Genomic DNA, 25,317 nt, shown 5'->3' with positions numbered 1-25,317 from the left:
TCACGATATGGGGGCAGTCCCGCTCATCCCGGAAAAAAGGGGGTGAGTTTTTTTCTTTTTTATGGTAAACAGTAGACAATAATAGTTATGTGGAAAGGAGGGGATGGGCATGAAACGCAAACCGAGGATGCGCTCCAAAATGCTGATAGCGGACAAGGGTGTCGATATTATCGGCGACGTACACGGCTGTTACGACGAATTTATGGAGCTGCTGCAGCGGCTTGGCTACGAGCGCAGTCACGACGGGACGTACCGCCATCCCCGCGGCCGCACGCTTCTTTCGCTTGGAGACATTACCAGTCGAGGGCCGAATTCGATCAAGATGCTGCAGTTTTTCATCCGCCACGTCGAAATCGGCGTAGCGGAGATGGTGGACAGCAATCATGGGTGGAAGATTGCCCGCTGGCTGGACGGGCGACCGGTTACGCTGGCGCATGGCGATGAAAAAGTGGAAGAGGAGTTTCGCCGTTTTGAGCAGGAGTACGGAACGAAAAACGCGCTGCTCCTGAAAGAGCAGAGCAGGCGGCTGCTGTTTTCCTCCCCGTCGCACATGATGATCAAGTACGGCGGAAAACTGGAAGCGGTAGCGGTTCACGCCGGCATCCGCGACGATTACATCGGGATGGAGTCTCCAGCCGTACAAACCTTTTGCCGTTACGGAGACGTGGCCGGCACGGGAGCGGACGGCCGGCCGATCCGCCGGGATTGGGCGGCAGAACGAAAAACGACCCATCCGCTGATCATCTGGGGGCACGACCCCCGGCCCCAACCGGAACGTAAAAACGGCACGCTCAATATCGACCAGGGCTGCGTGTTTGGCGGAATGCTGACCGCCTACCGTTTTCCCGAGGACGACCTTTTGAGTGTATCGGCCCGAGAGAATTATTCGGGGCTGAGCGACACCCCGCTGACGCGGTACGCCGCGGATTGATACCGGTGCACCTGTGGTTCGCGCCGGAATGCCGCGGGTAACCTTTCAACCTTTCGATCTTCCCCATGTCCGCGATGTACAGCGGCGGCAGATGTGGTACAATAGGTACGACTGTAATTCCAATAGAGGATGGTAATGAATCAATGGCTTGGTACAACTGGGTAATTCCGATCGTTACGCTGATTATTGGCCTGGTGGGCGGATTTGCCGGCGGCACGTATTACCTGAAGAAGCAATTGCAGAACATGCAGATGGATGAAAAGCAATTGCAGGCGATGGCCCGCGCGATGGGCGTCAATTTGAATCAAAAACAGCTGAAGCAAATGAGCCGCAACATGAAAAACATGAAGCTGCCCAACAAATTCGGCAAGTAAGGCGGTGGGGATGAATGGGTCCGACCCGTCTGCGCTTTACGATGATCGGGTTTATTCTCGGCGTGGTCATCGTTTATCTGAAAGAACTGCCGATTAGCGAAGGCATTCGCTTCGCCAGTCCGTTTTACGGCGCGGGGATCGGTCTGTTGATCGACGGCATCATCGTGCGCCTGAAACAGCGAAAAGGGAATGAAAAATGAAAAAGCTTGGCCGATGCGCCAAGCTTTTTGTATTGGTCCGGCTCCGTTTGCTAGCCGGCATGCCGATTTTCGCGTCTACGTGAAAATCAGCTCGTAAATCATTTTGGTCATCAGGCCGATGGACACCAGCAAAAACAGTGGGCGGACGTAGCGGACGCCCGTCTTGATCGCCAGCCGCGCGCCAAGGGTGGCGCCCAAGAGCATCGCGAGCCCCATTGTCAGGCCGGTGAGGAAAATCACCTTGCCTTCGACGATAAAGACGAACAGCGCGGCGATGTTGCTGGCGAGGTTGAGAATCCGCCCGTTTCCGGCGGCGATCACAAAGTCGTAGCCAAACAGGAGCACCATCAGGAAAACGAAAAAGGAACCGGTCCCCGGCCCAAAGAAACCGTCATAAAAGCCGATCAAAAACGTCAGGGGAATCCCCAATCCCAGCGAAAATGTGGTCAGTCCCTTATAGCTGGACTGTTCACCAAACCGTTTGTTGATAAGCGTATAGACAAAAATGGCGGCCATCATCACGATGACCAGTACTTTCAGCACTTCCTGCGGGACAAACAGGACCGTTTTGGCCCCCAGGTAGGCCCCGATCAGCGAAACGGGAAACAGCAGGATCATTAGCTTTTTGTCGTATTTGCCCATCCGGATGAAGGTAAACGAGCTGGTCGCCGACGAAATGGTTCCCGCCAGCTTGTTGGTCCCCAGTGCCAGATACGGGGGAATGCCGAGACCGAGCAGCGCCGGCAGGGAGATCAGCCCTCCCCCTCCCACTGTACTGTCGATGAAGGCAGCCACGAAACCGAAGAATGCGAGAAACAAGATCGTTGTTACGTCCAAGTCCACGAAGAATCACCCTGTCTGTTGGAAATATGGAATACTCCAAGTCTAGCACGGCGGTTCCGCATTGCAAGATAGTATTGCGTGATATATGCTGATAGATTACGATACTTAGCATACCGATTTGTTGTAAAAGTGCTCTGCTTGCATTATAATAAGTGGTAGCTTGACCCATACATATCACGAGGAGGAATGAAGAATGGCACACCAACTTCCTGAACTGCCGTACGCGCACAACGCGCTGGAGCCTCACATCGACGCGCAAACCATGGAGATCCACCACGGACGTCACCATGCTACCTATGTGAATAACCTGAACGCTGCTCTGGAAGGTCATCCGGATCTGCAATCCAAGAGCGTAGAGGAACTGATCAGCAATCTGGACGCACTGCCGGAGTCCATCCGCACGGCGGTTCGCAACAACGGCGGCGGCCATGCCAACCATACCCTGTTCTGGCAAATCATGAGCCCGAACGGCGGCGGCACTCCGTCCGGCGCGCTGGCTGACGCGATCAACGCGGCTTTCGGCAGCTTTGACAACTTCAAGGCCGAGTTCACCAAAGCGGCAACCACCCGTTTCGGTTCCGGTTGGGCTTGGCTGGTCGTAGACGGCGGCAAGCTGGCCATCACGTCTACTCCGAACCAAGACAGCCCGATCATGGAAGGCAAAACGCCGATCCTCGGTCTGGACGTGTGGGAGCACGCGTACTACCTGAAGTATCAAAACAAACGCCCGGACTACATCAACGCTTTCTGGAACGTCGTCAACTGGGACGAAGTAAGCAAGCGCTTTGAAGCAGCAAAGTAATTACGATTGACGGTCCGTGAATGAATGAGGCATGCCGTTTTTGTGCGGCATGCCTTTTTTACGTTGGCGAGCGAAATGCGGCAGGCAGATGACGGGCGGCCGTCAACCCAGTGAAGACGACCGCCTGAGCGAAGGGCGCGGCAGACACCGTTTCTCAGCGCGGAAAAAATGGGAGAAACACGGGGATAGTAAAAAACGATCACATCTGGTATGATGGTTACAAAAAGTAATCTACTGACAAAAGTAAATTGGAGTGAACATACATGTTGCCATCCCTGTTTATCGCCCACGGAGCGCCCACGCTGGCCGTTGAGAAAAACGCGTATACGGATGCGTTAAAGGAGTTGGCCGGCCAATTGAAACGTCCCCGGGCCATCGTGATTTTTTCCGCTCACTGGGAGAGTCCGGTTCAGGAAATCGGTTCAGCTGACGTGTTCAGTACCATTCACGACTTCGGCGGCTTCCCCCGCGAACTGTATGAGATCCAGTATCCCGCTGCTGGTGATCGGCTGCTGGCAGAAGAGACGGCGACCCTGCTGCGGTCGGCAGGCGTTTCGGTCCGCTTCCATCCGTCGCGGGGGTTGGATCACGGGGCCTGGGTCGTGCTGCGGCTGATGTACCCGGATGCCGACATTCCCGTAGTGCCCATGTCCGTCAACCCTGCCCTCACTCCCCAAGAACAGTACGACATTGGCCGGGCATTACGCGCGCTGCGCCGGCGTGACATCCTGATCATCGGCAGCGGCGGTACGGTGCACAACTTTGCCAAAATAAACATGTGGGCCAAACCAGGGCAGGCGGACGAGTGGGCGGTCCAGTTTGAAGAATGGCTCGCGGAAACACTGACTGCCTGGGATCTGCCCGCCTTGTACCGCTACCGGGAGCTGGCTCCCTATGCGAATTGGGCCGTTCCCCGGCACGGCAGCGAACATTTTGTTCCGCTTCTCTACGCCATGGGAGCAGCCGACGACGACCGCCGCGCCCAACGGCTGCACCTCAGCTTCCAGTTGGGCAGCTTAAGCCACGTGATCTGGCAATTTGGCGCGGGGACGGACTGATGTTGTGACATGACGCGCCAAAGGTATGCAAAAAAGCGCCTGCCTCTCAGGGCACGCGCTTTTATTACGGTCAAACGGTCGTTAGTTAAGCTGAATCTCTTTTCCGGGGTCCAGTTTTTTGGCCAACTGCTCCTCGCCGCGGTGAATCCAGCCGACAAACGAGTCGCGGATGTTTAGTTCCTTGTCCAGATAGACGACGGCGACAAACATGTAGTGGCTCTTGCCCTGAAAGCGGGCGCGGTAGCGCAGGTCAAACCACTTCACTTCGTAGCCGAAGGGCTGTTCCTTTGTCTCCACGTGGGCGTAGCGGGTAAACGATAAGAACGCCTGTACCTTGGGACTTTGTTTGGCTGCTGCCACCAGCTCGTTTTCCGGTTTGACGGCAAACACGTCGAGGATCGTGACCTCCCCGCCGTGCACTTCCCCGACGTACCAGTGCTGCTCCGTCCTGATGACAAACGTCCACTGGTTCCAGGAAAGCGTGGGAATGACGGTGTACGTGCCTTCCTTGCCGATGCTTTCCCTGACCAGTGCGGTCGTCCGCTTATGCGCCTGGCTGCGCCAGACGTAATAGCAGGCGATCAGCACATAAATCCAGAAAAACAGCGGTCCCGGAGCCGCGCCTGCGCCCCACAGCATCAGGCCGGCCACATGTACGCCAAAAATAAACGGGTCGAAGATGAAGATGGTGTTCCAGGCGATCCACTTGTCGCGGAAGGGATAAAGGCCTTTGGTTCCGTACGCGTTAAAGAGGTCGACAAAAACGTGCAGCACGACCGCGGCAAAAATCCAGCCCAACAGGTGAAGCCAGTGCGTCTGCGGTGTTATCGCCTGTACCAGGGCAAACACCGCTGCCGTCCAGACAAACAGAGCGGGAATGGAGTGGGAGATTCCCCGGTGATGGCGGATGTAGGCGGCGCTTCCCCGGATGCGGGTAAAACCGTCCAGATCAGGAGCCTGAGAGCCGATGACGGTGCCGAGCGCCACCGCCTCCGCCAAACCCGGCGTCGCGGCCACAACGGGATCGAGGTGGGCCAGACCGGCCAGTCCGAAGCCCATGACAAAGTGTGTGGCGGTGTCCATGAATTACGTGTTCTCCCTCCTTTGATCCTGCCGGTTCTATTCCTTATTATAGCGATTTGGGCGTGAGATTTCCCCTTCACAGTCGAAAAAAATGCGCGCTTGTTCCCTGTCGCTCAGACGGGTATGATGGAAGGGACCGAAAGGAGAGAAGAAGCTGTGCTTACCGTGTTTATCGAATACAAGACGGACGGGTCGAAGCGGGACCGATGCCTGGAGCTGCTGGCTTCCATGGCCGGAAGGATGGAAGCGATGGGTGCCCGTCAGTACCGGCATTGGGAAGGCCTGGAGCAGCCGGGCCTGTTCGTCGAAGCGTTTGACGTGGAAACGGTGGAGCAGTACGAGCGCATCAAACAGTGGCGGCGTGCCGATCAGGCGTTTTGCGAGTGCATCGCGGGAGGGGCCGCCAAGCTGAACATCTGGGCGTTTCGCCCGATCGATTTGGCTGACAAAAGGAGCAAGCAGGAATCTGATGGCAGGTAAAAAACGCAAGGCATTGACGTATACGTTACCGGAAGAGTTTCACGTGTTTGGCTTTTCCCGCGATCTGCTGGCCTGGTACGATTCCCAGAAACGGGATTTGCCCTGGCGGATCAACCGCGATCCGTACCGCGTCTGGGTGTCAGAGATCATGCTGCAGCAGACGCGTGTGGAAACGGTAAAGCCGTACTACCAGAACTTCATGGCCAAGTTCCCCACCGTGGCCGCGTTGGCCGAAGCGCCGGAGGAGGAAGTGCTGAAGGCATGGGAAGGGCTTGGCTACTACTCGCGCGCCCGCAATCTGCAGGCGGCCGCGCGGGAGGTGCAGGAACGCTACGGCGGCGTCATTCCCGACACGCCGGAAGAGATCGCCACGCTGAAAGGCATCGGACCGTACACCGCCGGCGCCATTCTGAGCATCGCCTACGAAAAACCGGAGCCGGCCGTGGACGGCAACGTGATGCGCGTCTTTTCCCGGCTGCTCTACCTGACGGACGACATCGCCAAGCCGGCGACCCGCGTCAAGGTGGAACACCTCGTGCGGCAGGTGATTCCGCATGGCCGAGCAGGTGATTTCAACCAGGCGTTGATGGAGCTGGGCGCTCTCGTCTGCCTGCCGCGTACGCCGCAGTGTCTCACCTGTCCCGTGTTTGACTACTGTCTCGCCCGGAAGGAAGGGGTACAGGACGAATTGCCGGTCAAAGGCAAGGCCAAACCGCCGCGTCTCGTCCGATTGCAGGTGGCGGTGGTCAAGCGGGGGGATGCCGTCTTGATCAACAAGCGTCCGGAGCAGGGGCTGTTGGCCGGCATGTGGGAGTTTCCCATGGTGGAGACGGACGCTGACACCCGTTCCCTGAAGCAGGAGGCGCTTTTACAGGGGCTCAGGAAGCGGTTCGGGGTGGACGTGGAGGTGATCGAGCCGCTGATGGAGCTGACACATACGTTTTCCCACCTGCAGTGGCACATGGAAGTGTGGCAGTGCGACTGGATCGAGGGCGACGACTTGCCGCCGAACGCCCGGTTTGCGACAGCGGACGAACTGGCTGGGCTCGCGTTTCCCGTGGCTCATCAAAAAATCCTGGAAACGATCAAAAGCGACCGGTGACCGGTCGCTTTTTTGCAGGTGAAGTGTCTTTGCGATTACAGCCGCGTACAGTACTCGGGAAACTGGGACGCCTGATAGATGCGCTGCTCTTCCCATGCCTTAATCGCCTGCTGCTGCCTGTAGCGGGCTTCGCGCTCATCCGTAGAGATCACGCGTCTTTCGATGATGATGGCAAAGAAAATCATCGGAATGTACATGACCCAATCCCTCCTGTGCAAATTGTCTGGTTCAGTCAGCCGCCCTCTATCGATTTGACTCCCGTGAACCGCATCCTTTGACGTCTTTGCTTGCTGCTCATAAGAACACCCTCCTCAAGGTATATATGCGCGTTACACGCGAGTGAGAAATTCCGGATATCGGGCGGCTTCGAGCGCCTGAGCTTCGGCGCGTTCCTGCAGATAGCGGGAGCGCTGGTACTCGGCGGCACGCTGATTGGCGCTGGACTTTTTGCGCTCAATCCTCACTGTGAAAAACAAGAAGTGGAATACCATCCGTCTCACCTCCTTTCAAGAAAAAAACCGCAAGCCAAACGGCTGCGGTCGTGTTTCCAGCAACGAGGAAACAAAAAGACCGCAAGCGACAGCGCCTGCGGTCGGGTATGCGACGAAAGGGGTATGGCAAAGAAACGAGTCCTGTTACGATTCGTCCGTCCGGGAGGCGTTGCCGTATGAAGTTGGAACAACTGTGAGCCAATCATTTCGGTCGAGATTTCCTTTGAACATCATAGCAGCACAACCTCCTTTCCATTCGAGGGAAAAATCGTAATCTTAGCATATGGCAACTTTTTCTTGATGTAAAGTATTTTTTGCCCAATTTAAAGAAGAAAGTATTTTCTGACAACAATGCGCGGTGCCGGCCTACAACGGGAGCCGGACAGCCTGGTGGCGGGTTACCAAAACATGTACAAAAGTCCGATCATCGCGGCAAGGCTGATTGCCACGATTCCGATGATGATGCCCCATTGACGAGTCTCTGTTTTCATTTTTCATTCCCTCCTTTTGTTCAATCGTAAATCGGCGCAGACGCGTGATCCCAGCCGCCGCCATCGCCTCCGATTGGTCCGCGTGATTCCAGTTCGCGGATGATGCGGGCGTGGAGCGAACATCCTTCAGCATTGAGATAGGCTGCCAGTTGAGACATGGCGTGATGGTAGTAAAGCAATTCGTTTACTTCCCATTGGGAGAGCGGTGTCATCGTCAGTTCCGACAGTTCGCGGCCAATAAACATGAAAACACTCCTTCCCCGCCGTCAGGCACAAGCTGTTTCGCATAGTATGGCTGTCCGCTGCCGCTTCCATGCCTGAAGTCGCGCTGTCTGGGAGCAAGTGGTCAGGTGGCAAATCAGACAGTCACGGTGTATAATGAGAATGTTCTTTTTTGGTACCTGATATTAATAGTTGGTGTGATAGGAGGAACCCTCATGCATACAAACCGAAAAGTGGCGCTCGTTACGGGCGGAACCCGTGGGATCGGAAAGGCGATCGCCCGTCGACTTGCGGAACAGGGATATGACCTGGTGCTCAACTACCTGCGCAACCGCACGGCCGCCGGGGAAACAGCGGCGGAGCTGGAAGCCCTGGGTGTCCGCGTTCACCTGGTGAAGGCAAACGTGGGCGATGTGGCCAAAATCAAAGAACTGTTTGCCGAAATCGACCGGGAGTTCGGCCGCCTGGACGTACTGGTGAACAACGCCGCGTCTGGCGTAATGCGCCCGCTCATGGAGCTGGAAGAGAATCACTGGGACTGGACGATGGAGATTAACAGCAAGGCCCTGTTGTTCTGCGGACAGGAAGCGGCCAAACTAATGATGAAGAACGGCGAGGGCGGGAAAATCGTCAGCATCTCCAGCCTTGGCTCAATTCGCGTGCTGGACAACTACACCGCTGTCGGCGTGTCCAAAGCGGCACTCGAAGCCCTCACCCGCTACCTGGCTGTCGAACTGGCGCCGTACAACATTGTCGTCAACGCGGTGTCCGGGGGAGCTGTGGACACCGACGCGCTCCGTCACTTCCCCAACCGCGAGGAGCTCCTGGCCCACTCAGCGGCGCGTACACCGGCTGGCCGCATCGTGGAGCCGGACGATCTGGCCAATGCGGTGATGTTCCTGTTGTCCGATCAGGCCTGGATGATCCGCGGCCAGACCCTCATCGTGGACGGCGGTCTGTCGCTGCTGACCTAAGTCCGTTTGGGCCGTTTGGGCCGGGCCGACGGGTTTGTATTCCCAATTGCGACCTGTTTCTCGCGTTCATACGGAGACAAAGTTGTCCAAGTGGTGTACAATAAGAACAGAAGGCATCGAAGGAGGCAACGTATGCTGATTCGACCGTTTCGGCTCGGTGACTATTCGGCGATAACGCGTATTTGGCAGGAAACCGGTTTGGAAGAATCGGACACGGAGTCATTGAACGACCTGGCCAAACAGTTGGCCTGGGACAGCGATTTGGTCATGGTTGCGGAGAAGGATGGAGAAGTGGTAGGGGTGGTCGTCGGCACGATAGACGGATCACGCGCCTACTTTTACCGCCTGGCCGTTACTCCCCGCCTGCAGGGGACCGGCATCGGGCGGAAGCTGGTGGAGGCGATTGAAAAACGCTTTCGGCAACGGGGCGTCCATCGCGTCTTGATCATGGTGAATCAGGACAACCCGGAGGTTCTCCCTTTTTACTATTCACTTGGCTACGAGATGCAAAAATATGTTACACTTTCCAAAAAGCTCTCTTCTTAAGTTAAGGGAGGCTTATCCCCATTCATACAGAGAAGAGAAGAAAGGGGAGAGTCATGTCGCCAGCTCCAGGCTCCATTATCCGCATTGAAAGTTTTAAACACGACCATTCACTGCACCGCATCTGGGATAAGACGACGCTGATTCATTCCAGCGATGCGGTCGTGATTGGAGGCAACGACCGGGTCAAGGTAACAGAGGCAGACGGCCGGGAATGGCGGACGAGAGAGCCTGCCATCTGCACGTTTGGCCGCGGACAGTGGTTTAATACGATCGCGATGATTCGCGATGACGGCATCTATTACTACTGCAACATTGGTTCGCCTTTTAGCTTGAAAGGAAATCTGTTAAGCTACATTGATTACGATTTGGACGTCAAGGTATTTCCCGACATGACTTACACGATTCTCGACGAAGAGGAGTTTCTGCTGCACAGCAAGCAGATGAACTACCCTCCGTTTGTCGTCGAACGCGTGCAGACCGCTCTCCGGGAAGTGCTGGATTGGGTCCGTTTGCGGCGTGGCCCTTTTCAAAACGGATTTGTCCAACGCTGGTACGAGCGTTACCTGCTGGTGCGCGATGACGAGGTATGATCCCTTTCCCGAACGGCCGGGAGAGGGATTTCCTTGTTTGTCGGTCATCACCTGTCCCGGAACGAATACATGTAGGAGGGAAAGCGGGAACTGGCAAAAGGAGGGACGACCGTGAACAGCATCCGGCGCTACATGGCATACGTCATGCCCTATTGGAAACAGATCCTGGGAACCATTTTTATCGGCATCATCAAATTTTCGATACCGCTGCTGTTGCCGCTGATGATCAAGTACGTGATTGATGACCTGCTGCCCAGCCCCCTGCCCCGGGAGGAGAAGTTGACTCAACTGTTCTGGCTGATGGCCGTGGCGTTTGTGGTCTTTACCGTTGTGCGAGCGCCTGTGGAGTACTGGCGGCAGTACTTCGCCCAGTGGGTGTCCAGCCGCATCTTGTTTGACATTCGCAACCAACTGTTCACTCACTTGCAGCGGCTCTCCATGCGCTACTACAACAACCACAAGACAGGGGAAGTGGTCTCCCGGGTAATCAACGACGTGGAGTCAACCAAGTCCTTTATTGAAACGGGCCTGATGAACATCTGGCTGGACCTGATCACGATCGGTTTGACCCTGAGTGTGATGCTGTACATGGACGTCAAGCTCACGCTGGTCGCGATCCTGGTCTTTCCGCTGTACGCGATGTCTGTCAAATACTTTTACAAGCGGCTGCGGCAGCTTACGCGGGAGCGCTCGGCCGCCCTGGCCCACCTGCAGGGACACCTGCACGAGCGCGTAAACGGCATGTCGCTGGTGCGCAGCTTTGCCCTGGAGGAGCACGAATCCCGGGTGTTCGCCAAGGAGAACAACCGCTTTTTGCAAAAGGCGCTGGAGCATACGCGTTGGAACGCCAACACCTTTGCTGCCGTCAACACGGTGACGGACATTGCGCCGCTCATGGTGATCGCCTACGCCGGCTACCAGGTAATCGGGGGAACGCTCACCATCGGGACGTTGGTGGCGTTTTACGCCTATCTGGAACGCCTCTACACGCCGCTGCGCCGGTTGGTCAACTCCTCCACCACGCTGACACAGGCCGTTGCTTCGATGGATCGGATGTTTGAATTTATCGACGAGTCGTACGATATCGTCGACAAGCCCGGCGCCGGCCGGCTCCCGGTCGATCCGCAGACGGGGCGGATTCGCGGCGAAATCCGGTTTGAAAACGTCTCGTTTCGCTATCGCAAGGATGGGCCGCTGGTGCTGGATCACGTCAATTTGACGATCAATCCGGGCGAGACGGTCGCCATCGTCGGCATGTCGGGCGGAGGCAAGACCTCGCTGATCAGCTTGCTGCCCCGTTTCTGGGACGTGACGGAAGGACGGATCACCATCGACGGTGTTGACATTCGCGACGTGCAGCAGCAGAATCTGCGCAGCCACATCGGCATGGTGCTGCAGGACAACATCCTGTTCAGCGAGTCAGCGCGGGTAAACATCCTGATGGGCGATCCCGACGCGGATGAAGCGGCCGTGATCGAAGCGGCCAAGGCGGCCAACGCCCACGAGTTTATCATGGAACTGCCCGATGGATACGACACCGAGCTGGGCGAGCGGGGAGTCAAGCTGTCCGGCGGGCAGAAACAGCGGATTGCCATCGCCCGCGTCTTTCTGCGTGATCCGGCCATTTTGATCCTGGACGAAGCCACATCAGCACTCGACCTGGAGTCTGAGCACATGATTCAGGAATCGCTGGCCCGCTTGACCAAAGGGCGCACCACGATCATCGTGGCCCACCGCCTCTCCACCATCACCCACGCGGACAAGATCGTGGTCATGAAAGAGGGGCGGATCGTCGAACAGGGAAGACACGAAGAATTGTTGGCGCTAAAAGGTGTGTATCATAATTTGTGGAGCGTACAGGATCTGGGCGCTCCCACAGCAGAGCATCCGGTGTCATAGGGAACCCGGCCAGTGGACGAAACGCGCGGGGCCGCGAGGAGACGGCGAGGCAGTCGCGTTTCCTCGCACCGGAAAGGAGGAGGGCGCCCGTGGAAACGTGGAAACGCAACTTGTATGTATTGTGCGGGGCGCTGTTTGTCGTCATGATGGCGATGAGCATGATCATGCCGTTTTTGCCGCTGTATATCCAGCAGGATTTCGGGGTGGAAGACCCGCATGAAGTGACCGCATGGGCAGGAGTCATTTTTGGCGCCAACTTTTTGACCGCCAGTCTGGTGTCCCCGATCTGGGGCAATCTGGCTGACAAGTACGGCCGCAAAATCATGATCTTGCGCTCCGGTTACTTCATGTCCGTCATCATCGCGGCGACCGGTTTTGCCGGGAGTTTGTGGCAGCTTTTGGCCCTGCGCCTCTTGAACGGAACGGTGGGAGGAATTGTCCCGGCCAGCACGGCTCTGGTCGCCTCCAATGCCCCTCGGGAAAAAGCGGGATGGGCATTGGGGCTGTTGCAGTCGTTCGTGACCGCCGGCTCCATTATGGGACCGCTGATCGGCGGGGTGTTGGCCGATCGAATCGGGTTCCGCATGATCTTTGTCGTGACCGGCAGCCTGGTCCTGTTGGCGACGCTGGTGATTACGTTTACCGTAAAGGAAACATTTGTGCCCCCGAAGGCCAAGGAACGCTCCAGTCTGTCTGATGACTTTCGCAAGATTTTCTCTTCCAGGGAGCTGCCGACGGTCTTCTTCGTGACGATCATGATCCAGTTTGCCTTGTTCAGTATCGTACCGGTGCTGCCGATTTTCATTGCACAGCTTTTGCATCAGCAGGGAAACGTCGCCTTCTGGGCGGGTGTGGTCCAGGCGTCTACCGGCATCGCCAACGTGCTGGCGGCGCCCCTCTTGGGACGGTTGGGAGACCGCTACGGTTCCCATCGCGTTTTGTTTGGCAGCCTGCTGTTTGCAGCCGTGTTGTTCGTGCCGCAGGCTCTGGCAGCAAACGTCACCCAGTTGGTGGTGCTTCGCTTTTTGCTCGGCTTGTCGCTTGGCGGCCTGCTTCCCGCTGTCAATGCCCTGCTGCGCCGACTCACGCCCAGTCACATGATCAGCCGCGTGTACGGGTACAACAACAGCTTTGTCAGCATGGGCAGCATGCTGGGACCGATGATCGGCGGCTTCCTGGCCGGTTTCATCAGCATCAACGGGGTGTTTCTGATGACCAGTGCCCTGCTGTTCATCAACGCCGGCTGGGTGTTTTTCAGCTTCTTCCGTCAAAAGCCCCAGCGGGAAATGGAAACATGATGATCAACCGAAGTGGGAGAAAAAGTACGTGACATGAAGTGATGGGCCTAGCGAGCGAGCGGGCACCTTCACACATGACACCACGGACTTTGTCTACATACTGAAGGACCGGCGTTACTGCCGGTCCAGAAAACGCAAGATTGCCATGACGTCCAGATCACCCAGGCCGTCCTCCAGCGCGGCGCGGTAGCAGGCGGCCGCCGATTCGGCCAACGGCGTGGAGACGCCTTCCTCGCGGGCGAGGCGAAGGTCTTTGGCCATGTGTTTGAGGGCAAACGCGGCCGGGTAGTTGTCGGCGAGAATGGACGCTTCCTTGCCGCGGATCAGCGGCGTGCCGACCGCGCTCTCTCTGATGATGGTCAGCATCTGCTCGGCTTCGATACCCATGCTGCGGGCGAACAGCAGGGTTTCAGCCGCTCCCTGCACGGTAATGCCCAGCAGCAGGTTGATCGCCAGCTTGGCCGACGTGCCGGCACCGTTGGGGCCGAGGTGAAGTGCCAGTTTGCCCAGCTTGTCCAGCAGCGGTTTGACTTGGGTATAGTCGCTCTCGTCGCCGCCGACCATGATGACCAGCTTGCCTTCCTTGGCCGGGCCGACACTGCCGGAGACCGGTGCGTCGAGGAAGCGAAATCCCGCCTGTCGGCACTGTTCGGCCAGATAGCGGGACGTCTGAGGAGAGACCGTACTCATGTCCACGGCCAATGTGCCGCGAGCACCGGAAGTGAGCAGACCGTCCGGTCCGGTGTAGACAGCCTTGACGGCCTCGTCATCGCTCACCATTGTAAACACGATATCGCATTCCGCCAGTTCCGCCAAAGAGCCAGCCAGGGTGGCTCCCTGCGCGAGCAGCGGCTCTGCCTTGCTGGGCGTGCGGTTCCACACCTTCACCTCATATCCGGCAACCAACAGATTGCCGGCCATCGGGATCCCCATGTTGCCCAGCCCGATCCATCCGATTTTCATCACATCTGTCTCCTTTCTTGTTGCGGAAAACTGCAATCGTTCATTCGGCAGGACGTGTTTGGCTTACCGAGCCACGTTCACATCCATTATACCTATGTAAAGCTTCATCACCTATCGTAGCGGATATAAGGAAAAAGGTACAGCCTCCTTAAAAACAGGAGGCTGTACCTGTTCGTGCATGTGCTGCAAGATTTATCAGTCTTCGTTGGAGCTGTTGAAGATCATTACGTATTTGGCCAGTTCGAGCACGGAGATCAGCGCGGCGGCCACATAGGTGAGCGCAGCGGCGCCCAGCACCTTGTTGACGCCTCGTTCTTCCGTGTTGCGGATGAAGCCCATTTTGACCATCATGTCTTTGGCGCGGCTGCTTGCGTTGAACTCGACCGGCAGCGTGATCAATTGGAAGGCGACGGCTGCGGAGAAGAAGATGATCCCCAGCAGCAGCAGATTGGCTGCCTTGAAGAAGAAGCCGGCCAAAAGCAGCAGCGGTGCAACCCCCGACGCAAAGTTGACGACCGGGAAGATGCGGTGGCGGGCCACCAGCATCGGGTAGGAGACCTTGTGCTGCACGGCGTGTCCTACCTCGTGGCAGGCGACGGAGATTGCCGAGATGGAATTGCCAAAGTAGACCGGATCGGACAGACGAACCGTGCGGGAAATCGGGTCGTAGTGGTCGGTCAGCGTACCGGGGATGTGTTCAACTGGAACGTGCGTCAGGCCATTGGCGTCCAGCATGCGGCGTGCCGCTTCCGCACCGGTCAGGCCGGAAGACGCGGGAACATCGGCAAAGCGGTTGAACGTTCCCTTGACGCGAAACTGGGCCCACAGCGACAGGCCGAACGCGATCAAAATCAGGAAGTCCATGGGGTGAAAGAACATGGGGGAAAATCACTCCTTCGTATATGATCATGAACAATGAGAGCACGTATGATAGTTTGCCCTATACTCAATTGTACGATCATCACAGGTGACAGTTTCACTTTTTTATTGTACAGTCTTTGACCAATCTTGACAATATCAGTGAATGCTTATGTGTGGTAAAAAAGCACTCTTCCCATAGTGGGAAGAGTGCGAGTGTTTTCAGGACGTCAGTCCTCTCTGGCAGGCTGCTGATCTTGTCGGGGAGGTTACTCGGTGGAGACAGACGGATCGGCCTGCTCTTTTTTCGGCGAAATCATCAGGAAGTGTGCAGCCGGATCGTCAATCAGCTTCTGGATGCGGCCGGCTGTTTCGTACTGCTCGGTGGCAAGCAGTTCCTCCTTGTAGGCGGAGAGCAGCTCGCGCACGTCGTTTACGCCTTTTTCGTCCAGTTGGTAGAGGAACACCTTTGCCCCTTTGGCGATCCTGCGCTCCAGAGCTGCCTGGTCAAAGCCCATCTCAGGTTGCAGGCGGACGTACACGACACCGCCGGTCATGCCCGCGCAGATCCACGGACCGGGATCGCCCAGCACGACGGCGCGCCCGTTGGTCATGTATTCAAAGGCAAAGCCTTTCAGATTGGCCCGTGCTCCGATACCGCCCAGCTCGTCGCGAATCGGCTCGGTAATCTCGCCGCCAAACACGACGTCTGCACCGGAGAGGCGGATGCAGGCGCGGGAATCGGCATTGCCCTGTACGATGAACAAGCCTTTTTGCGCACCGTAGCAGAAGCTCTTGCCGACGGAGCCGTTGATGTACGCACCGTTATGACCCTTGTGCTTGAGGATGGAGACGCGGCCGCCAAAGCTGGTTTTGCCGACGCCGTCCTGGGCGCCGCCTTCCACCCGAATGGTAACGCCCTGTGCGTTGTAAGCGGCCAGACCGTTGCCCGGCACGCTGCCGTCGGTGAAGTGGAGCGACACTTCCGGCAGCGAGGCGTAACTGCCGTCCAGGTAATTTTTCACGCGGGAACCGGACCAGCGGCTGCCCAGCACGCGTTCACTGGACAAAATCCCGGCAAACGTCTCCCGGATGGGTCGATCCGGGCTGAAGTAGCGGTTCTCCGAAGCGGCGGCAGCACCGGCGGTGACCAGCACGCGCTCCTCCGCTTCTTCCGCCCGAACGGCGGCTGCCTCCGGCGTGTACAGCGGATGGACGGCCAGCAGCGCCGACAGGTTGATTCGCTCCAGCAGACGGGTTTGGACCAGCAGGTCGGAGCGGCCGACGAGATCCTGCGTACGGCTGAAGCCGAGCGCGGCGGTGATGCGGCGCACTTCCTCGCCAAACAGGGTAAACAAGGTTTTCAGCCCGTTGACAGCCTGGTCGAACTGGCGCGGCACAAAGCGGCGCAGCCCTTTTTCGTGGGCCTCTTCCAGCGAGTCGATCTGGGTGGCGATACCCACGTGGCAGGTGTCCAGGTGACAGCCGCGGCAGGTGGTGCAGCCGACAGCGATCATCGCCAGGGTGCCAAAGCCGACGCGATTGGCGCCAAGCAGCATCAGCTTGACGACGTCTGCTGCACTTTTCACGCCACCGTCGGCCCACAGTTCCACCTTGTGGCGCAGGCCTGCTTCGAGCAAGGCGTTGTGGGCGGCTTTGACGCCAATCTCGGCCGGCAGCCCCACGTGCTGCAGGGCGTGGACGCGTGCCGCCCCCGTTCCTCCGTCAAAACCGGAGAGCGTGATGAAATCGGCGCCTGCCTTGGCAATGCCGACGGCGATGGTCCCGATGTTGGGCACGACCGGCACCTTGACGCACACCTTGGCTTCGTGGTTGGCCGTCTTCAGCTCCGTGATCATCTGGGCCAGGTCCTCGATGGAGTAGATGTCGTGGTTGTTGGACGGCGAGATCAGGTCGGAGCCGATCGTGGCGTTCCGGGCAGCGGCGATTTTCGCCGTTACCTTGGAGCCGGGCAGGTGTCCCCCTTCGCCCGGTTTTGCCCCTTGGCCGATCTTGATTTCCAGGATATCCGCCGCGTTGGCCAGCTCCACGTTGACCCCGAAGCGGCCCGACGCCACCTGGATACCGCGCGTTTTGCGGTAGCGGCCGAGCATGTCTTTGATTTCGCCGCCTTCGCCGTTCATGCTGATCATGTTGAGCTGGTCGGCGGCTTCGGCATAGGCGCGGAAGGCCGTTTCGTTCTGCGAGCCGAACGACATGGAGGAGATCAAAAACGGCAGCGAATGATCGCCTACGCTGATGTCCACCTGGGCCGGGTCCACCTGCTGCTCGGCACGGTCAAAGGCAAAGTCGGCCACGTGACGAATCGCAATCGGGTTGTCCCGTTCGTTTTCTTCCAGCTTCAACGCGTAGTCGGCGTACGGAATCTCTCCGGCGGCGACCTGTCCGATCAGTTTCCACAGGCGGGGGAAAATGTGGAACGTCTTGGCTTCCCTCGCCGTTGCACTGGCGTAATCCTCGTGCCGTTTGATGCTGTCCGCCTCCAGATCGGCATAGGAGAGGCCGACCTGATCGGAACCGCAGAAGTTCACGATGGAGAGAGCCTTCGCCACGTCTGCCTGCAGCCCGATGGAGGAGAACAGCCGACCGTAGCCGCGCAGCTCGTGGATGCCGATGGTGGAGATCACTTTCTCCAGCCCCTTGTTCAGTGCGGCGTAGAGATTGGCGGCTGATGCCGCGCCTGCTTTGGCAAAGGCGGTGGCAAACATCAGGTACGGCGAAACCGCGTCCGCACCGGAACCAAAGGACAAGGCCAGGTCGTGCAGCGAACGGACGGCACCTGAGCGGAGGATGATGCCGGCCCGGCGGCGCAGGCTGATACCATCAGCGTCAAACGCTGCTTTCAAGCCTTGGTCGACAACGGATACGGCGAGCAGCGGGTCGATCCAGTACCGGCCGTTCTGATGCGTCTCTGTGTCGTCCAACACAATCAGCACGGCTCCATTCTGCACTGCCTGTACGGCCGATTCCTGCAGCCGTTTCAGCCCGCCTTCCAGTCCGCTTTCCCGTTCGAAGTGGGTCGAGAGGATCGCGATGCTGGACGGGTGGTTGTTGAAGTAGTGGATCACCTGTTCCAGTGACAGCGTGCCCTGCTGCTGCGCCGTCTCCTGCAGCGACTGGCCTTCGAAGAGCAGCGGCGAGGGCAGCTCCAGACGCAGGCCGTCCGAGGCTGTGCCGGACAGCGGTACGCGGGTCCCGATCACGACGCGCGTGGAGAAATGCTCCATCTCCCGGTCGCGGTCAATCGCCGGGTTGGTGACGACAGCCACGCTTTCCTTGATGTAATCGGCCAGGTTTTGCCGCTCCTTGGACAGTGCAGCCAGCGGGCCGTCGTGGCCGAGCGAACGGATCGGTTCGGCTCCGTTGGCGGACATCTGCTCCACGAGTTGAATCTGTTCACGGTCCCAGCCAAATGCGCTGTAGACGGAAGAGGTCGGTGCCGACGTGTCCGGTTCGGCGACGAGCGCGTTGGCTTCATAGGCGAAGTGCAGGTGCTGACGGGCACCGGCTGCTTCCACCTTTTCCGCAAAGCGGTCACGGACGATCTGCTGCAGCTTGTGGTGGGGGATCACTTCCACCTCTTGCTCCGCGTGCAGGATGACGCCCACCTTTTCACCGGGGGCGAGCGGTTTTGGTTCGCTTGCCATTTGATGAACCGGTATGATTCCCTGCTCGGAGGAGAAGTAATAGGACGTGGCGCTTTCCACCATCCACAGCGGTCTCAGCCCCAGGGCGTCGACGCTGAACACGCACTCATTTCCGTACCGCGAAACGATCCCGGCCGGTCCCTGGGCAAAGTGACCCCAAGCCTGGCGCAGGTACGTGTACAAGTCCTGCAGGTCATCCGGCAGGTTTTTCATCTCGTGATGGATCGGCGGGAACACCACTTCCATCGCTTCAAACAGGCTCAGGCCGTACCGGTGGATAAAGGTTTCGATCGTGCGGTTGAGGTTTTGCGAGTCGCTCCCTCCGTCGACCAAAGGCACGCCGAGCATCTGTGCCTCTTCTTCCAGCTTGCTGATCGTGTTGATCTCACCGTTGTGGCCCAGGAGGGAAAACGGCTGAACGCGGAAGAAGTTGGACAAGGTATTGGTGGAATAGCGGTTGTGACCGATGGTGACGGACGAGACAAAGCGTTCGTCAGCCAGGTCGTGAAAATACTGAGGCAGAATGTTGGCGGCGCCCATTACCTTGTAGGCGCTGGTCACCGGGCTGAGCGAAGCGACGTGAACGTTGTGGGCCGCTTCGATGGCGACGTGCAATTCAAACAGGCGGCTGGCATACGCAGCTTGGTTCAAGCCTTCCGGCGCGAAGACGGCCAACTGCCAGAAAACCGGTTCGTCCCGCTTGCCGTTATTGCCAAGCACTGCCGAGTTGACGGCGTTTTCCCGTTCCAGCAGGATCTCCACACCGTGCGCGGCAAACAGTCCGCGAATCGCTTCCTGAACGGCCTGCGGGTCGTGGCCCGAGCGCGGCACGAAGATGTGGGCGACGGCAAAGCGTGGATCACGGGCCAGATCGCCGTCCAGCCCGGCCTGGTGCAGATAGGCGGACCAGAGCGCGCGGGGGATGTCCGTGAGGATGCCACAGCCGTCTCCTTCCCCGTCGATAAAGCCGGAGCGGTGTTCCATCTGGATCAGCGAGCGAATCGTTTCCTGCACGTTGGTCCGCGTCGGCGTTCCCGACTTCTCGATGATACAGATGATGCCGCAACTGTCGTGTTCAATCACATGATAGCCTTGAAACTGCTCAATCGTATTTCTCTGTCTGTTGTCTAGCATGGTCCCGGTCAGTTGGCCTGACCCTCCACCTCCCCTGCGTACAATTCGGAAAGTTCAAAATTGTAATGTTTAGAATACCACGAATATAAGGGGGACACAAGAAATCGTCTGGCTTTTTATGCAAATGAAAGCGTTTTTATGCAAATAAAATGTTTTTGTTCGATAAAAACGCCTGTCCCACGCGCATAAAAAAAAGCGCATTCGTCTGTGGTAAATAGAGGAATGCGCATTAATTTGCATTTGTTACCGGTCGTGCTGTTGGGTTTTGTGATGTTCGGTTTTTCGCGGATTTTGAAAGCCGACGACCTCCATCATCTTGGAGTTCATCTTTGGGTCCATCGTCTTTTCCGGTGCCTGCGGGTAAGTGTGTTCGCCTTTGGACACGGGGTTCCCTCCTGTGTGAATGCTGTTCGAGGCTAGTATGCCCGAGCGGCCGGCGGCTGTCGCAGGCAATTTTTGACCGCTTACTTCGCGAGTGCGGCAAATGAACGGTCCACTGCCGCCACGGTGGCGCGAATATCGTCTTCCGTGTGGGCGGTGGTGATGAACCAGGCTTCGTATTTGGACGGCGCGAGGCAGATGCCCTCGTCCAGCATCAGCCGGAAGAAGCGGGCAAACAATTCTCCGTCCGCCGCCTGAGCGGAGGCATAGTCAGTGACCGGCTGGTCCGTGAAGTAGACGGCCAGCGCTCCTTTGACGCGGTTCACCTGAATGGTGATTCCGTGTGTCTCGGCAGCGCGGCGAATGCCCTCTTCCAACAGCTGGCCCAACCGTTCAAACTCCTCGTAGACGCCCGGCTGCCGGAGCACTTCCAGGCAGGCGATGCCGGCTCGGATTGAGGCTGGATTGCCCGCCATCGTACCGGCTTGATACGCAGGGCCGAGCGGTGCCACCTGCTCCATGATCTCGCGTCGGCCGCCGTACGCCCCGATCGGCAGCCCGCCGCCGATGATTTTGCCCAGTGCGGTCAGGTCCGGCTCTACGCCCAGCAGGTTTTGCGCCCCGCCGTAGCAGAAGCGGAAGCCGGTGATCACTTCGTCGTAGACGACCAGCGCGCCCGCCTCGTGGGCGATCCGGTTCACCGCTTCCAGAAAACCGGGTTTGGGCGGCACGATCCCGAAGTTGCCGACGATCGGCTCCACCAGGACGCACGCGGTCTCCTGTCCCCAGACCCGGATCGCTTCGGCAAACGCGTCGATGTCGTTGTAGGGAACGGTGATCACTTCGTTGGCGATGCTCTGCGGGATGCCGGCACTGTCCGGGATGCCCAGCGTGGACGGCCCCGAACCTGCCGCCACCAGCACCAGGTCGGAGTGGCCGTGGTAGCAGCCGGCGAATTTGATGATCTTGACGCGACCTGTATACGCGCGGGCGACGCGGATGCAGGTCATCACCGCTTCCGTTCCGGAGTTGTTGAAGCGGATGCGCTCCATCGACGGAATCGCCTCGCGAATCATGCGGGCAAACTGGATTTCCCACGGCGTCGGCGTGCCGTACAGCGTGCCGTTGGCCGCCGCTTCACTGATCGCTTTGGTAATGTGCGGATGGGCGTGGCCGGTGATAATCGGACCGTACGCCGCCAGATAGTCGATGTACCGGTTGCCGTCGACGTCCCAGAAATAGGCGCCCTGCGCCCGTTCCATCGTGACGGGGGCGCCGCCGCCGACTGCCTTGAACGAGCGGGACGGGCTGTTCACCCCGCCCAGGATGACCTCCATCGCTTCTTCGTGCAGCTGTGCGGATCGCTCTCGTTTCATATGTACTCCCTCTTTTCTGTCCACAAAGTCCTCCATCATCTTACCACAGCCGGCTTGGGGGCGTAATTGGAAAAGGTGCAATTGTCCCCGTTAAAAAGCAGGACGACGGGATGGCGATCTGTCGAACAGATTGGCGTCTCGACGCTTTTCAGCACACTGGATTTTGCAGAAATGAATGGCCTTCGATAAACTTAGCTATGGATTATGTAGAGGTTAAGCAAAGGACGGGTTGTCATGATACGTGTCAGTCATTTGCAAAAGGAATTTCGCATCCACCAGGCCCGTGCCGGCTTGGCGGGTGCGTTTCGCGACTTGTTCAGCCGGGAGTACAAAACGGTCAAGGCGGTTGACGATATTTCCTTTACCGTTGAGGAGGGGGAGATGTTCGCCCTGATCGGGGAAAACGGAGCCGGCAAATCAACCACGATCAAAATGCTGACGGGGATTCTCACCCCGAGCGGCGGCGAGATCGTCATCAACGGATACGTGCCGTACCGGCAGCGGGAGCAGTACGTCCGCTCGATCGGCGTCGTTTTCGGACAGCGCTCCCAGCTTTGGTGGGACCTGTCGCCGCTGGAGTCGTTCCGCCTGCTGAAAAACGTCTACAAGGTGGACGACACGGAAGGAGAGCGCTGGCTGGAGCGGTTGATCGAGGAGTTGGACATCGCCTCGTTCGTCAGCCAGCCGGTGCGCAAGCTGAGCCTCGGCCAACGCATGCGCTGCGAAGTGGCCGCCGCCTTGATTCACAAGCCGAAGCTGCTCTTTCTCGACGAGCCGACGGTCGGACTGGACGTGCTGGTCAAGCAGAAAATCCGGGAATTTCTCCGCAATCTGAATGAAACGGAACATACGACGATTCTCTTGACCACGCACGATGTGTCCGACATCGAGGCGCTCTGCAAGCGGGTGCTGGTGATGGACCAAGGCCGGCTGATCTTTGACGGCCAACTGACTGATCTGAAAGAGAAGTGGGGCAACGGCACCGAGGTGGCATTCCAGTTCAAGAAGCGGACGGCGCCGGAAGAGATGCGGGCGGCGCTTGGCGAGCTGCCCTGTGAAATCCTGCAGGACAACGAGTTCTCGCTGCGGGTAAAAGTGGCGCGCAGCCAGGAGATGCTGCCGTTCGTCCTGTCTGTGGTGATGGGCTCGTTTGAGGTGAGCGACGTGAAGATCAAGGAGGCCAGCACGGAAGACATCGTGCGCAACATCTACTCGACTGACGGCGAGGTTGTCAGCCATGGGTAAACTTTATCTGGAACTGATTCGCATCCGGTTTCTCACCATGCTCGCCTACCGGGTGAACTACTACAGCGGCATCATTATCTACGCGATCAACATCGGCGCCTACTACTTCCTCTGGGGAGCGATCTACGGCGGCCAGCAGCAGCTCGGCGGCCTCACCGTGGAGCAGATGACCGCATACGTCGCCATCGCCTGGATGTCCCGAGCGTTCTACTTTAACAACATCGACATGGAGATCGCCCAGGACGTGCGGGAAGGCAAGGTGGCCATCGAGATGATCCGGCCCTACAATTACCTTTCGGTGAAAACGGCGCAGGCTTTTGGCGAGGGCATCTTTCGCCTGCTCTTTTTTGCAGCGCCCGGCATTTTTCTGGTCAGCCTGCTGATCCCGTTCCGCTTCCCGGGAACGCCGGAAGGCTGGGGCCTGTACCTGGTCAGCCTGACGCTTGCGTTTGTCATCAACACGGAGCTGAATTTGCTGACCGGCCTGTTTACCTTTTTCCTGTTCCGCAACGACGGGATGATGCGGGCCAAGCGGGTGATTGTCGATCTGATGTCCGGCCTGGTGCTGCCGATCAGCTTTTTCCCCGGTTGGGCCCAGACGTTGATGGGGTGGCTGCCGTTCCAGGCGATCAACTACTATCCCAGCCTGATCTTCACCGGCGCGATTTCACCGGAGCAGGCGTGGGAGCTGATCGGGCTGCAGGCGGTCTGGATTGCGGTGATTTTCATGCCGATCCTGATTCTGTGGCGGCGGGCTCGTCACAAACTGGTCGTGCAGGGAGGGTAACCGATGCAAAACGCGCGACACATCATCGGCGTCTTCGCCGATTACCTCGGACAGTATTTCAAGACCAGGCTGGCATACCGGGCCGACTTTTTCGGCGATCTGGTCTCCAATCTGATCTACGAGCTGATTAATCTCGTCTTCATCATCGTCGTCTTTCAGCACGTGCCGCTGCTGAAAGACTGGACGCGGGACGAAATCATCTTCATTTACGGCTTTTTCCTGATTCCGTACGCGCTGTTCTCCATGTTTTTCAGCTTCTGGGACTTCAACGAGCGCTACATCATCCGCGGCGAAATGGACCGCATCCTGACCCGGCCGCTGCACAACCTGGCCCAGGTGTGTCTGGAATCGATGGCACCGGACCGGATCTTTGGCATCATCTCCGGGCTGATTATCATGGGCTACGCCGCATTCAAGCTGGATCTGTCCTTCCACTGGTACGATCCGCTGCTGTTTGTCGTGCTGGTGATCGGCGGGGCACTGATCTATGCAGGGGTGTACACGGCGATTGCCGCCGTCAGCTTTTTCTCTGATTCGCGCACGGGCATCGCGCCAATGATCTGGAACATCCAGCAGTACGGCCGCTACCCGGTGGACGTGTACAACAAGGTGATTCGTTTCGTGCTGACGTACATTCTGCCGTTTGCTTTCGTCGGCGTTTATCCGGCCGCCTACTTTCTGCGCAAGGAGACGTGGTACGTGTACGCGGCGTTTACGCCGGTCATGGGGGTAATCTTTTTCGGCATCGGGCTGGCGATCTGGAACTGGGGTGTGCGCAAATACAGAGGAGCGGGGTCGTGACCCCGCTCCAGTTTTGTTGCCAAAGCCGACCAGCAACTTTGGCAGATCAATGTGCAGGCCTTCAAACGGGAGACTATGAATTTCCGATTGCTTTGGCCAAGGCTTCAACCAGTTTTTCAGGATGTTGCGAACCGATCACAAATACCTTGTTGTTCTTCAGGCGTACTTTGATTCCGCTATTTCCGCTCACGGTATAGGCCCATCCGCCAAAGATCCATCTTCCACCCAAACCGCCGAAATCCCAGAAAGGGCTGAATTGACATACTTCATACGCTGCTATCTCGTTATAGGGGATAAAGTGTTTCGCGAATGGGAAAAAACGCAGGTACAACCCTTTCTCCCTGATCTCAACGACGAGTTTTGTCAAGAACAGCGAGGTTATCAACAGCGGCGTAGCAATACCAAACAGAATCCAAATGATCCACGCTTCCACATCGGTTACCGGCTCGCTGACCACTTTTCGCAAAACGATTCGTTGGTACAAATCATAGCTAAATGCGGACAACAGGATCACATCCACGATGATGACGATCGTCCACAGCACTTTTTGGCGAAAGCGCTGGACTTCACGATGATACACCTTTTCTCCCATACGCAAACCTCCCCCACAAGTAACCTCTTCACCCCAAAAAAGAACTCGCAAGTATATATTATACAATTTTATGCAGATATTTCCATGATGCACCGCGAGAAGACTGACATGCTGCGATAATAATAGTT

At 57.7% G+C, this 25,317-nt stretch carries 26 protein-coding genes; 15 read left to right on the top strand and 11 right to left on the bottom strand.

What is annotated here, in order from left to right:
• Positions 1 to 109 precede the first annotated feature (109 nt).
• The 3 genes from prpE to Q7F15_RS16830 all read left to right on the top strand — a co-directional run bounded on the left by prpE (position 110) and on the right by Q7F15_RS16830 (position 1,505).
• Positions 110 to 931, top strand: coding sequence for a bis(5'-nucleosyl)-tetraphosphatase PrpE (gene prpE, locus Q7F15_RS16840; protein ID WP_171565066.1), 822 nt, complete (start codon positions 110 to 112; stop codon positions 929 to 931).
• Positions 932 to 1,074: 143 nt separating this feature from the next.
• Complete coding sequence (locus Q7F15_RS16835; RefSeq protein WP_171565065.1) at positions 1,075 to 1,305, top strand: YneF family protein; 231 nt, start codon at positions 1,075 to 1,077, stop codon at positions 1,303 to 1,305.
• A gap of 14 nt (positions 1,306 to 1,319) precedes the next feature.
• Positions 1,320 to 1,505 (top strand): hypothetical protein, encoded by a 186-nt coding sequence (locus Q7F15_RS16830; protein WP_171565064.1) that lies wholly within the window; start codon positions 1,320 to 1,322, stop codon positions 1,503 to 1,505.
• 75 nt (positions 1,506 to 1,580) lie between these two features.
• On the opposite strand, the gene Q7F15_RS16825 is transcribed toward Q7F15_RS16830, so the two are convergent.
• Positions 1,581 to 2,348: a TSUP family transporter gene (locus Q7F15_RS16825; protein ID WP_171565063.1), complete on the bottom strand. Its 768-nt coding sequence runs from the start codon at positions 2,346 to 2,348 to the stop codon at positions 1,581 to 1,583.
• Positions 2,349 to 2,541: 193 nt separating this feature from the next.
• Here Q7F15_RS16825 and Q7F15_RS16820 point away from each other — a divergent pair, with 193 nt between their 5' ends.
• Both Q7F15_RS16820 and Q7F15_RS16815 read left to right on the top strand, forming a co-directional pair.
• Positions 2,542 to 3,150, top strand: coding sequence for a superoxide dismutase (locus tag Q7F15_RS16820; protein ID WP_171565062.1), 609 nt, complete (start codon positions 2,542 to 2,544; stop codon positions 3,148 to 3,150).
• Positions 3,151 to 3,413: 263 nt separating this feature from the next.
• The gene (locus tag Q7F15_RS16815) at positions 3,414 to 4,208 is read left to right on the top strand and encodes a dioxygenase family protein (protein WP_304414699.1); all 795 of its coding nucleotides are present in this window, start codon (positions 3,414 to 3,416) and stop codon (positions 4,206 to 4,208) included.
• 81 nt (positions 4,209 to 4,289) lie between these two features.
• On the opposite strand, the gene Q7F15_RS16810 is transcribed toward Q7F15_RS16815, so the two are convergent.
• Positions 4,290 to 5,291: a metal-dependent hydrolase gene (locus Q7F15_RS16810; RefSeq protein ID WP_304414698.1), complete on the bottom strand. Its 1,002-nt coding sequence runs from the start codon at positions 5,289 to 5,291 to the stop codon at positions 4,290 to 4,292.
• 156 nt (positions 5,292 to 5,447) lie between these two features.
• Here Q7F15_RS16810 and Q7F15_RS16805 point away from each other — a divergent pair, with 156 nt between their 5' ends.
• Both Q7F15_RS16805 and mutY read left to right on the top strand, forming a co-directional pair.
• Positions 5,448 to 5,771 (top strand): hypothetical protein, encoded by a 324-nt coding sequence (locus Q7F15_RS16805; protein WP_304414697.1) that lies wholly within the window; start codon positions 5,448 to 5,450, stop codon positions 5,769 to 5,771.
• Positions 5,761 to 6,873 (top strand): A/G-specific adenine glycosylase, encoded by a 1,113-nt coding sequence (gene mutY / locus Q7F15_RS16800; RefSeq protein WP_171565058.1) that lies wholly within the window; start codon positions 5,761 to 5,763, stop codon positions 6,871 to 6,873. Before Q7F15_RS16805 ends, mutY begins: the two co-directional genes overlap by 11 nt.
• A gap of 35 nt (positions 6,874 to 6,908) precedes the next feature.
• Here the strand turns inward: mutY and Q7F15_RS16795 are convergent, their stop codons facing one another.
• From Q7F15_RS16795 to yfhS, 3 genes are all read right to left on the bottom strand, one after another.
• The gene (locus tag Q7F15_RS16795; protein ID WP_171565057.1) at positions 6,909 to 7,070 is read right to left on the bottom strand and encodes a YrzI family protein; all 162 of its coding nucleotides are present in this window, start codon (positions 7,068 to 7,070) and stop codon (positions 6,909 to 6,911) included.
• Between the two features lie 132 nt (positions 7,071 to 7,202).
• Positions 7,203 to 7,364, bottom strand: coding sequence for a YrzI family small protein (locus Q7F15_RS16790; RefSeq protein WP_171565056.1), 162 nt, complete (start codon positions 7,362 to 7,364; stop codon positions 7,203 to 7,205).
• Positions 7,365 to 7,875: 511 nt separating this feature from the next.
• Positions 7,876 to 8,100, bottom strand: a complete 225-nt coding sequence (yfhS, locus tag Q7F15_RS16785) for a mother cell protein YfhS (RefSeq protein WP_230077799.1) — start codon at positions 8,098 to 8,100, stop codon at positions 7,876 to 7,878.
• Between the two features lie 192 nt (positions 8,101 to 8,292).
• Between yfhS and fabL the strand changes: the two genes are divergently transcribed.
• From fabL to Q7F15_RS16760, 5 genes are all read left to right on the top strand, one after another.
• The gene (gene fabL, locus Q7F15_RS16780; RefSeq protein ID WP_212132667.1) at positions 8,293 to 9,051 is read left to right on the top strand and encodes an enoyl-[acyl-carrier-protein] reductase FabL; all 759 of its coding nucleotides are present in this window, start codon (positions 8,293 to 8,295) and stop codon (positions 9,049 to 9,051) included.
• Between the two features lie 132 nt (positions 9,052 to 9,183).
• On the top strand, positions 9,184 to 9,597 hold the full coding sequence (locus Q7F15_RS16775; RefSeq protein ID WP_171565053.1) for a GNAT family N-acetyltransferase: 414 nt from the start codon (positions 9,184 to 9,186) through the stop codon (positions 9,595 to 9,597).
• Positions 9,598 to 9,650: 53 nt separating this feature from the next.
• Positions 9,651 to 10,187: a DUF402 domain-containing protein gene (locus Q7F15_RS16770; RefSeq protein WP_171565052.1), complete on the top strand. Its 537-nt coding sequence runs from the start codon at positions 9,651 to 9,653 to the stop codon at positions 10,185 to 10,187.
• A gap of 132 nt (positions 10,188 to 10,319) precedes the next feature.
• Positions 10,320 to 12,086 (top strand): ABC transporter ATP-binding protein, encoded by a 1,767-nt coding sequence (locus Q7F15_RS16765; RefSeq protein ID WP_304415544.1) that lies wholly within the window; start codon positions 10,320 to 10,322, stop codon positions 12,084 to 12,086.
• 89 nt (positions 12,087 to 12,175) lie between these two features.
• Entirely contained in the window at positions 12,176 to 13,384 is a 1,209-nt protein-coding gene (locus tag Q7F15_RS16760; protein ID WP_171565051.1) for an MFS transporter, read from the top strand.
• A 114-nt stretch (positions 13,385 to 13,498) separates the two neighbouring features.
• Here Q7F15_RS16760 and Q7F15_RS16755 read toward each other — a convergent pair whose 3' ends face one another.
• The 5 genes from Q7F15_RS16755 to Q7F15_RS16735 form a co-directional block, all read right to left on the bottom strand.
• Positions 13,499 to 14,347 carry an NAD(P)-dependent oxidoreductase gene (locus tag Q7F15_RS16755; protein WP_304414696.1) on the bottom strand — a complete coding sequence of 283 codons (849 nt, stop codon included), beginning with the start codon at positions 14,345 to 14,347 and terminating at the stop codon, positions 13,499 to 13,501.
• A 195-nt stretch (positions 14,348 to 14,542) separates the two neighbouring features.
• Positions 14,543 to 15,226 carry a zinc metallopeptidase gene (locus Q7F15_RS16750; protein WP_171565049.1) on the bottom strand — a complete coding sequence of 228 codons (684 nt, stop codon included), beginning with the start codon at positions 15,224 to 15,226 and terminating at the stop codon, positions 14,543 to 14,545.
• A 248-nt stretch (positions 15,227 to 15,474) separates the two neighbouring features.
• Complete coding sequence (locus Q7F15_RS16745) at positions 15,475 to 20,007, bottom strand: glutamate synthase-related protein (RefSeq protein WP_304414695.1); 4,533 nt, start codon at positions 20,005 to 20,007, stop codon at positions 15,475 to 15,477.
• A gap of 243 nt (positions 20,008 to 20,250) precedes the next feature.
• On the bottom strand, positions 20,251 to 20,391 hold the full coding sequence (locus tag Q7F15_RS16740) for a hypothetical protein (protein ID WP_171565047.1): 141 nt from the start codon (positions 20,389 to 20,391) through the stop codon (positions 20,251 to 20,253).
• A gap of 80 nt (positions 20,392 to 20,471) precedes the next feature.
• A complete protein-coding gene (locus tag Q7F15_RS16735; RefSeq protein ID WP_171565046.1) occupies positions 20,472 to 21,764 on the bottom strand; it encodes a glutamate-1-semialdehyde 2,1-aminomutase in 1,293 nt (430 codons plus the stop codon).
• Positions 21,765 to 21,998: 234 nt separating this feature from the next.
• On the opposite strand from Q7F15_RS16735, the gene Q7F15_RS16730 reads away from it, so the two are divergent.
• The 3 genes from Q7F15_RS16730 to Q7F15_RS16720 are packed head-to-tail and all read left to right on the top strand — an operon-like array spanning position 21,999 to position 24,597.
• Complete coding sequence (locus tag Q7F15_RS16730; RefSeq protein ID WP_171565045.1) at positions 21,999 to 23,009, top strand: ABC transporter ATP-binding protein; 1,011 nt, start codon at positions 21,999 to 22,001, stop codon at positions 23,007 to 23,009.
• Positions 23,002 to 23,796 carry an ABC transporter permease gene (locus Q7F15_RS16725; RefSeq protein ID WP_171565044.1) on the top strand — a complete coding sequence of 265 codons (795 nt, stop codon included), beginning with the start codon at positions 23,002 to 23,004 and terminating at the stop codon, positions 23,794 to 23,796. Before Q7F15_RS16730 ends, Q7F15_RS16725 begins: the two co-directional genes overlap by 8 nt.
• 3 nt (positions 23,797 to 23,799) lie before the next feature.
• Positions 23,800 to 24,597, top strand: a complete 798-nt coding sequence (locus tag Q7F15_RS16720) for an ABC transporter permease (RefSeq protein ID WP_171565043.1) — start codon at positions 23,800 to 23,802, stop codon at positions 24,595 to 24,597.
• A 73-nt stretch (positions 24,598 to 24,670) separates the two neighbouring features.
• Here Q7F15_RS16720 and Q7F15_RS16715 read toward each other — a convergent pair whose 3' ends face one another.
• Positions 24,671 to 25,189, bottom strand: a complete 519-nt coding sequence (locus tag Q7F15_RS16715; RefSeq protein WP_304414694.1) for a DUF6141 family protein — start codon at positions 25,187 to 25,189, stop codon at positions 24,671 to 24,673.
• Positions 25,190 to 25,317: the final 128 nt, after the last annotated feature.

This window comes from Brevibacillus aydinogluensis, assembly GCF_961514395.1.
Classification (GTDB): Bacteria; Bacillota; Bacilli; order Brevibacillales; family Brevibacillaceae; genus Brevibacillus; species Brevibacillus aydinogluensis.
This window is presented reverse-complemented; position numbering and strand designations above follow the sequence as displayed.

What these genes read in the sequence shown, in the direction of transcription:
- prpE (WP_171565066.1), top strand. Translation starts at nt 110, where the DNA reads ATGAAACGCAAACCGAGGATGCGCTCCAAAATGCTGATAGCGGACAAG.
- Q7F15_RS16835 (WP_171565065.1), top strand. Translation starts at nt 1,075, where the DNA reads ATGGCTTGGTACAACTGGGTAATTCCGATCGTTACGCTGATTATTGGC.
- Q7F15_RS16830 (WP_171565064.1), top strand. Translation starts at nt 1,320, where the DNA reads ATGGGTCCGACCCGTCTGCGCTTTACGATGATCGGGTTTATTCTCGGC.
- Q7F15_RS16820 (WP_171565062.1), top strand. Translation starts at nt 2,542, where the DNA reads ATGGCACACCAACTTCCTGAACTGCCGTACGCGCACAACGCGCTGGAG.
- Q7F15_RS16815 (WP_304414699.1), top strand. Translation starts at nt 3,414, where the DNA reads ATGTTGCCATCCCTGTTTATCGCCCACGGAGCGCCCACGCTGGCCGTT.
- Q7F15_RS16810 (WP_304414698.1), bottom strand. Translation starts at nt 5,291, where the DNA reads ATGGACACCGCCACACACTTTGTCATGGGCTTCGGACTGGCCGGTCTG.
- mutY (WP_171565058.1), top strand. Translation starts at nt 5,761, where the DNA reads ATGGCAGGTAAAAAACGCAAGGCATTGACGTATACGTTACCGGAAGAG.
- Q7F15_RS16795 (WP_171565057.1), bottom strand. Translation starts at nt 7,070, where the DNA reads ATGTACATTCCGATGATTTTCTTTGCCATCATCATCGAAAGACGCGTG.
- Q7F15_RS16790 (WP_171565056.1), bottom strand. Translation starts at nt 7,364, where the DNA reads ATGGTATTCCACTTCTTGTTTTTCACAGTGAGGATTGAGCGCAAAAAG.
- yfhS (WP_230077799.1), bottom strand. Translation starts at nt 8,100, where the DNA reads ATGTTTATTGGCCGCGAACTGTCGGAACTGACGATGACACCGCTCTCC.
- fabL (WP_212132667.1), top strand. Translation starts at nt 8,293, where the DNA reads ATGCATACAAACCGAAAAGTGGCGCTCGTTACGGGCGGAACCCGTGGG.
- Q7F15_RS16775 (WP_171565053.1), top strand. Translation starts at nt 9,184, where the DNA reads ATGCTGATTCGACCGTTTCGGCTCGGTGACTATTCGGCGATAACGCGT.
- Q7F15_RS16770 (WP_171565052.1), top strand. Translation starts at nt 9,651, where the DNA reads ATGTCGCCAGCTCCAGGCTCCATTATCCGCATTGAAAGTTTTAAACAC.
- Q7F15_RS16765 (WP_304415544.1), top strand. Translation starts at nt 10,320, where the DNA reads ATGGCATACGTCATGCCCTATTGGAAACAGATCCTGGGAACCATTTTT.
- Q7F15_RS16755 (WP_304414696.1), bottom strand. Translation starts at nt 14,347, where the DNA reads ATGAAAATCGGATGGATCGGGCTGGGCAACATGGGGATCCCGATGGCC.
- Q7F15_RS16750 (WP_171565049.1), bottom strand. Translation starts at nt 15,226, where the DNA reads ATGTTCTTTCACCCCATGGACTTCCTGATTTTGATCGCGTTCGGCCTG.
- Q7F15_RS16745 (WP_304414695.1), bottom strand. Translation starts at nt 20,007, where the DNA reads ATGCTAGACAACAGACAGAGAAATACGATTGAGCAGTTTCAAGGCTAT.
- Q7F15_RS16735 (WP_171565046.1), bottom strand. Translation starts at nt 21,764, where the DNA reads ATGAAACGAGAGCGATCCGCACAGCTGCACGAAGAAGCGATGGAGGTC.
- Q7F15_RS16730 (WP_171565045.1), top strand. Translation starts at nt 21,999, where the DNA reads ATGATACGTGTCAGTCATTTGCAAAAGGAATTTCGCATCCACCAGGCC.
- Q7F15_RS16725 (WP_171565044.1), top strand. Translation starts at nt 23,002, where the DNA reads ATGGGTAAACTTTATCTGGAACTGATTCGCATCCGGTTTCTCACCATG.
- Q7F15_RS16720 (WP_171565043.1), top strand. Translation starts at nt 23,800, where the DNA reads ATGCAAAACGCGCGACACATCATCGGCGTCTTCGCCGATTACCTCGGA.
- Q7F15_RS16715 (WP_304414694.1), bottom strand. Translation starts at nt 25,189, where the DNA reads ATGGGAGAAAAGGTGTATCATCGTGAAGTCCAGCGCTTTCGCCAAAAA.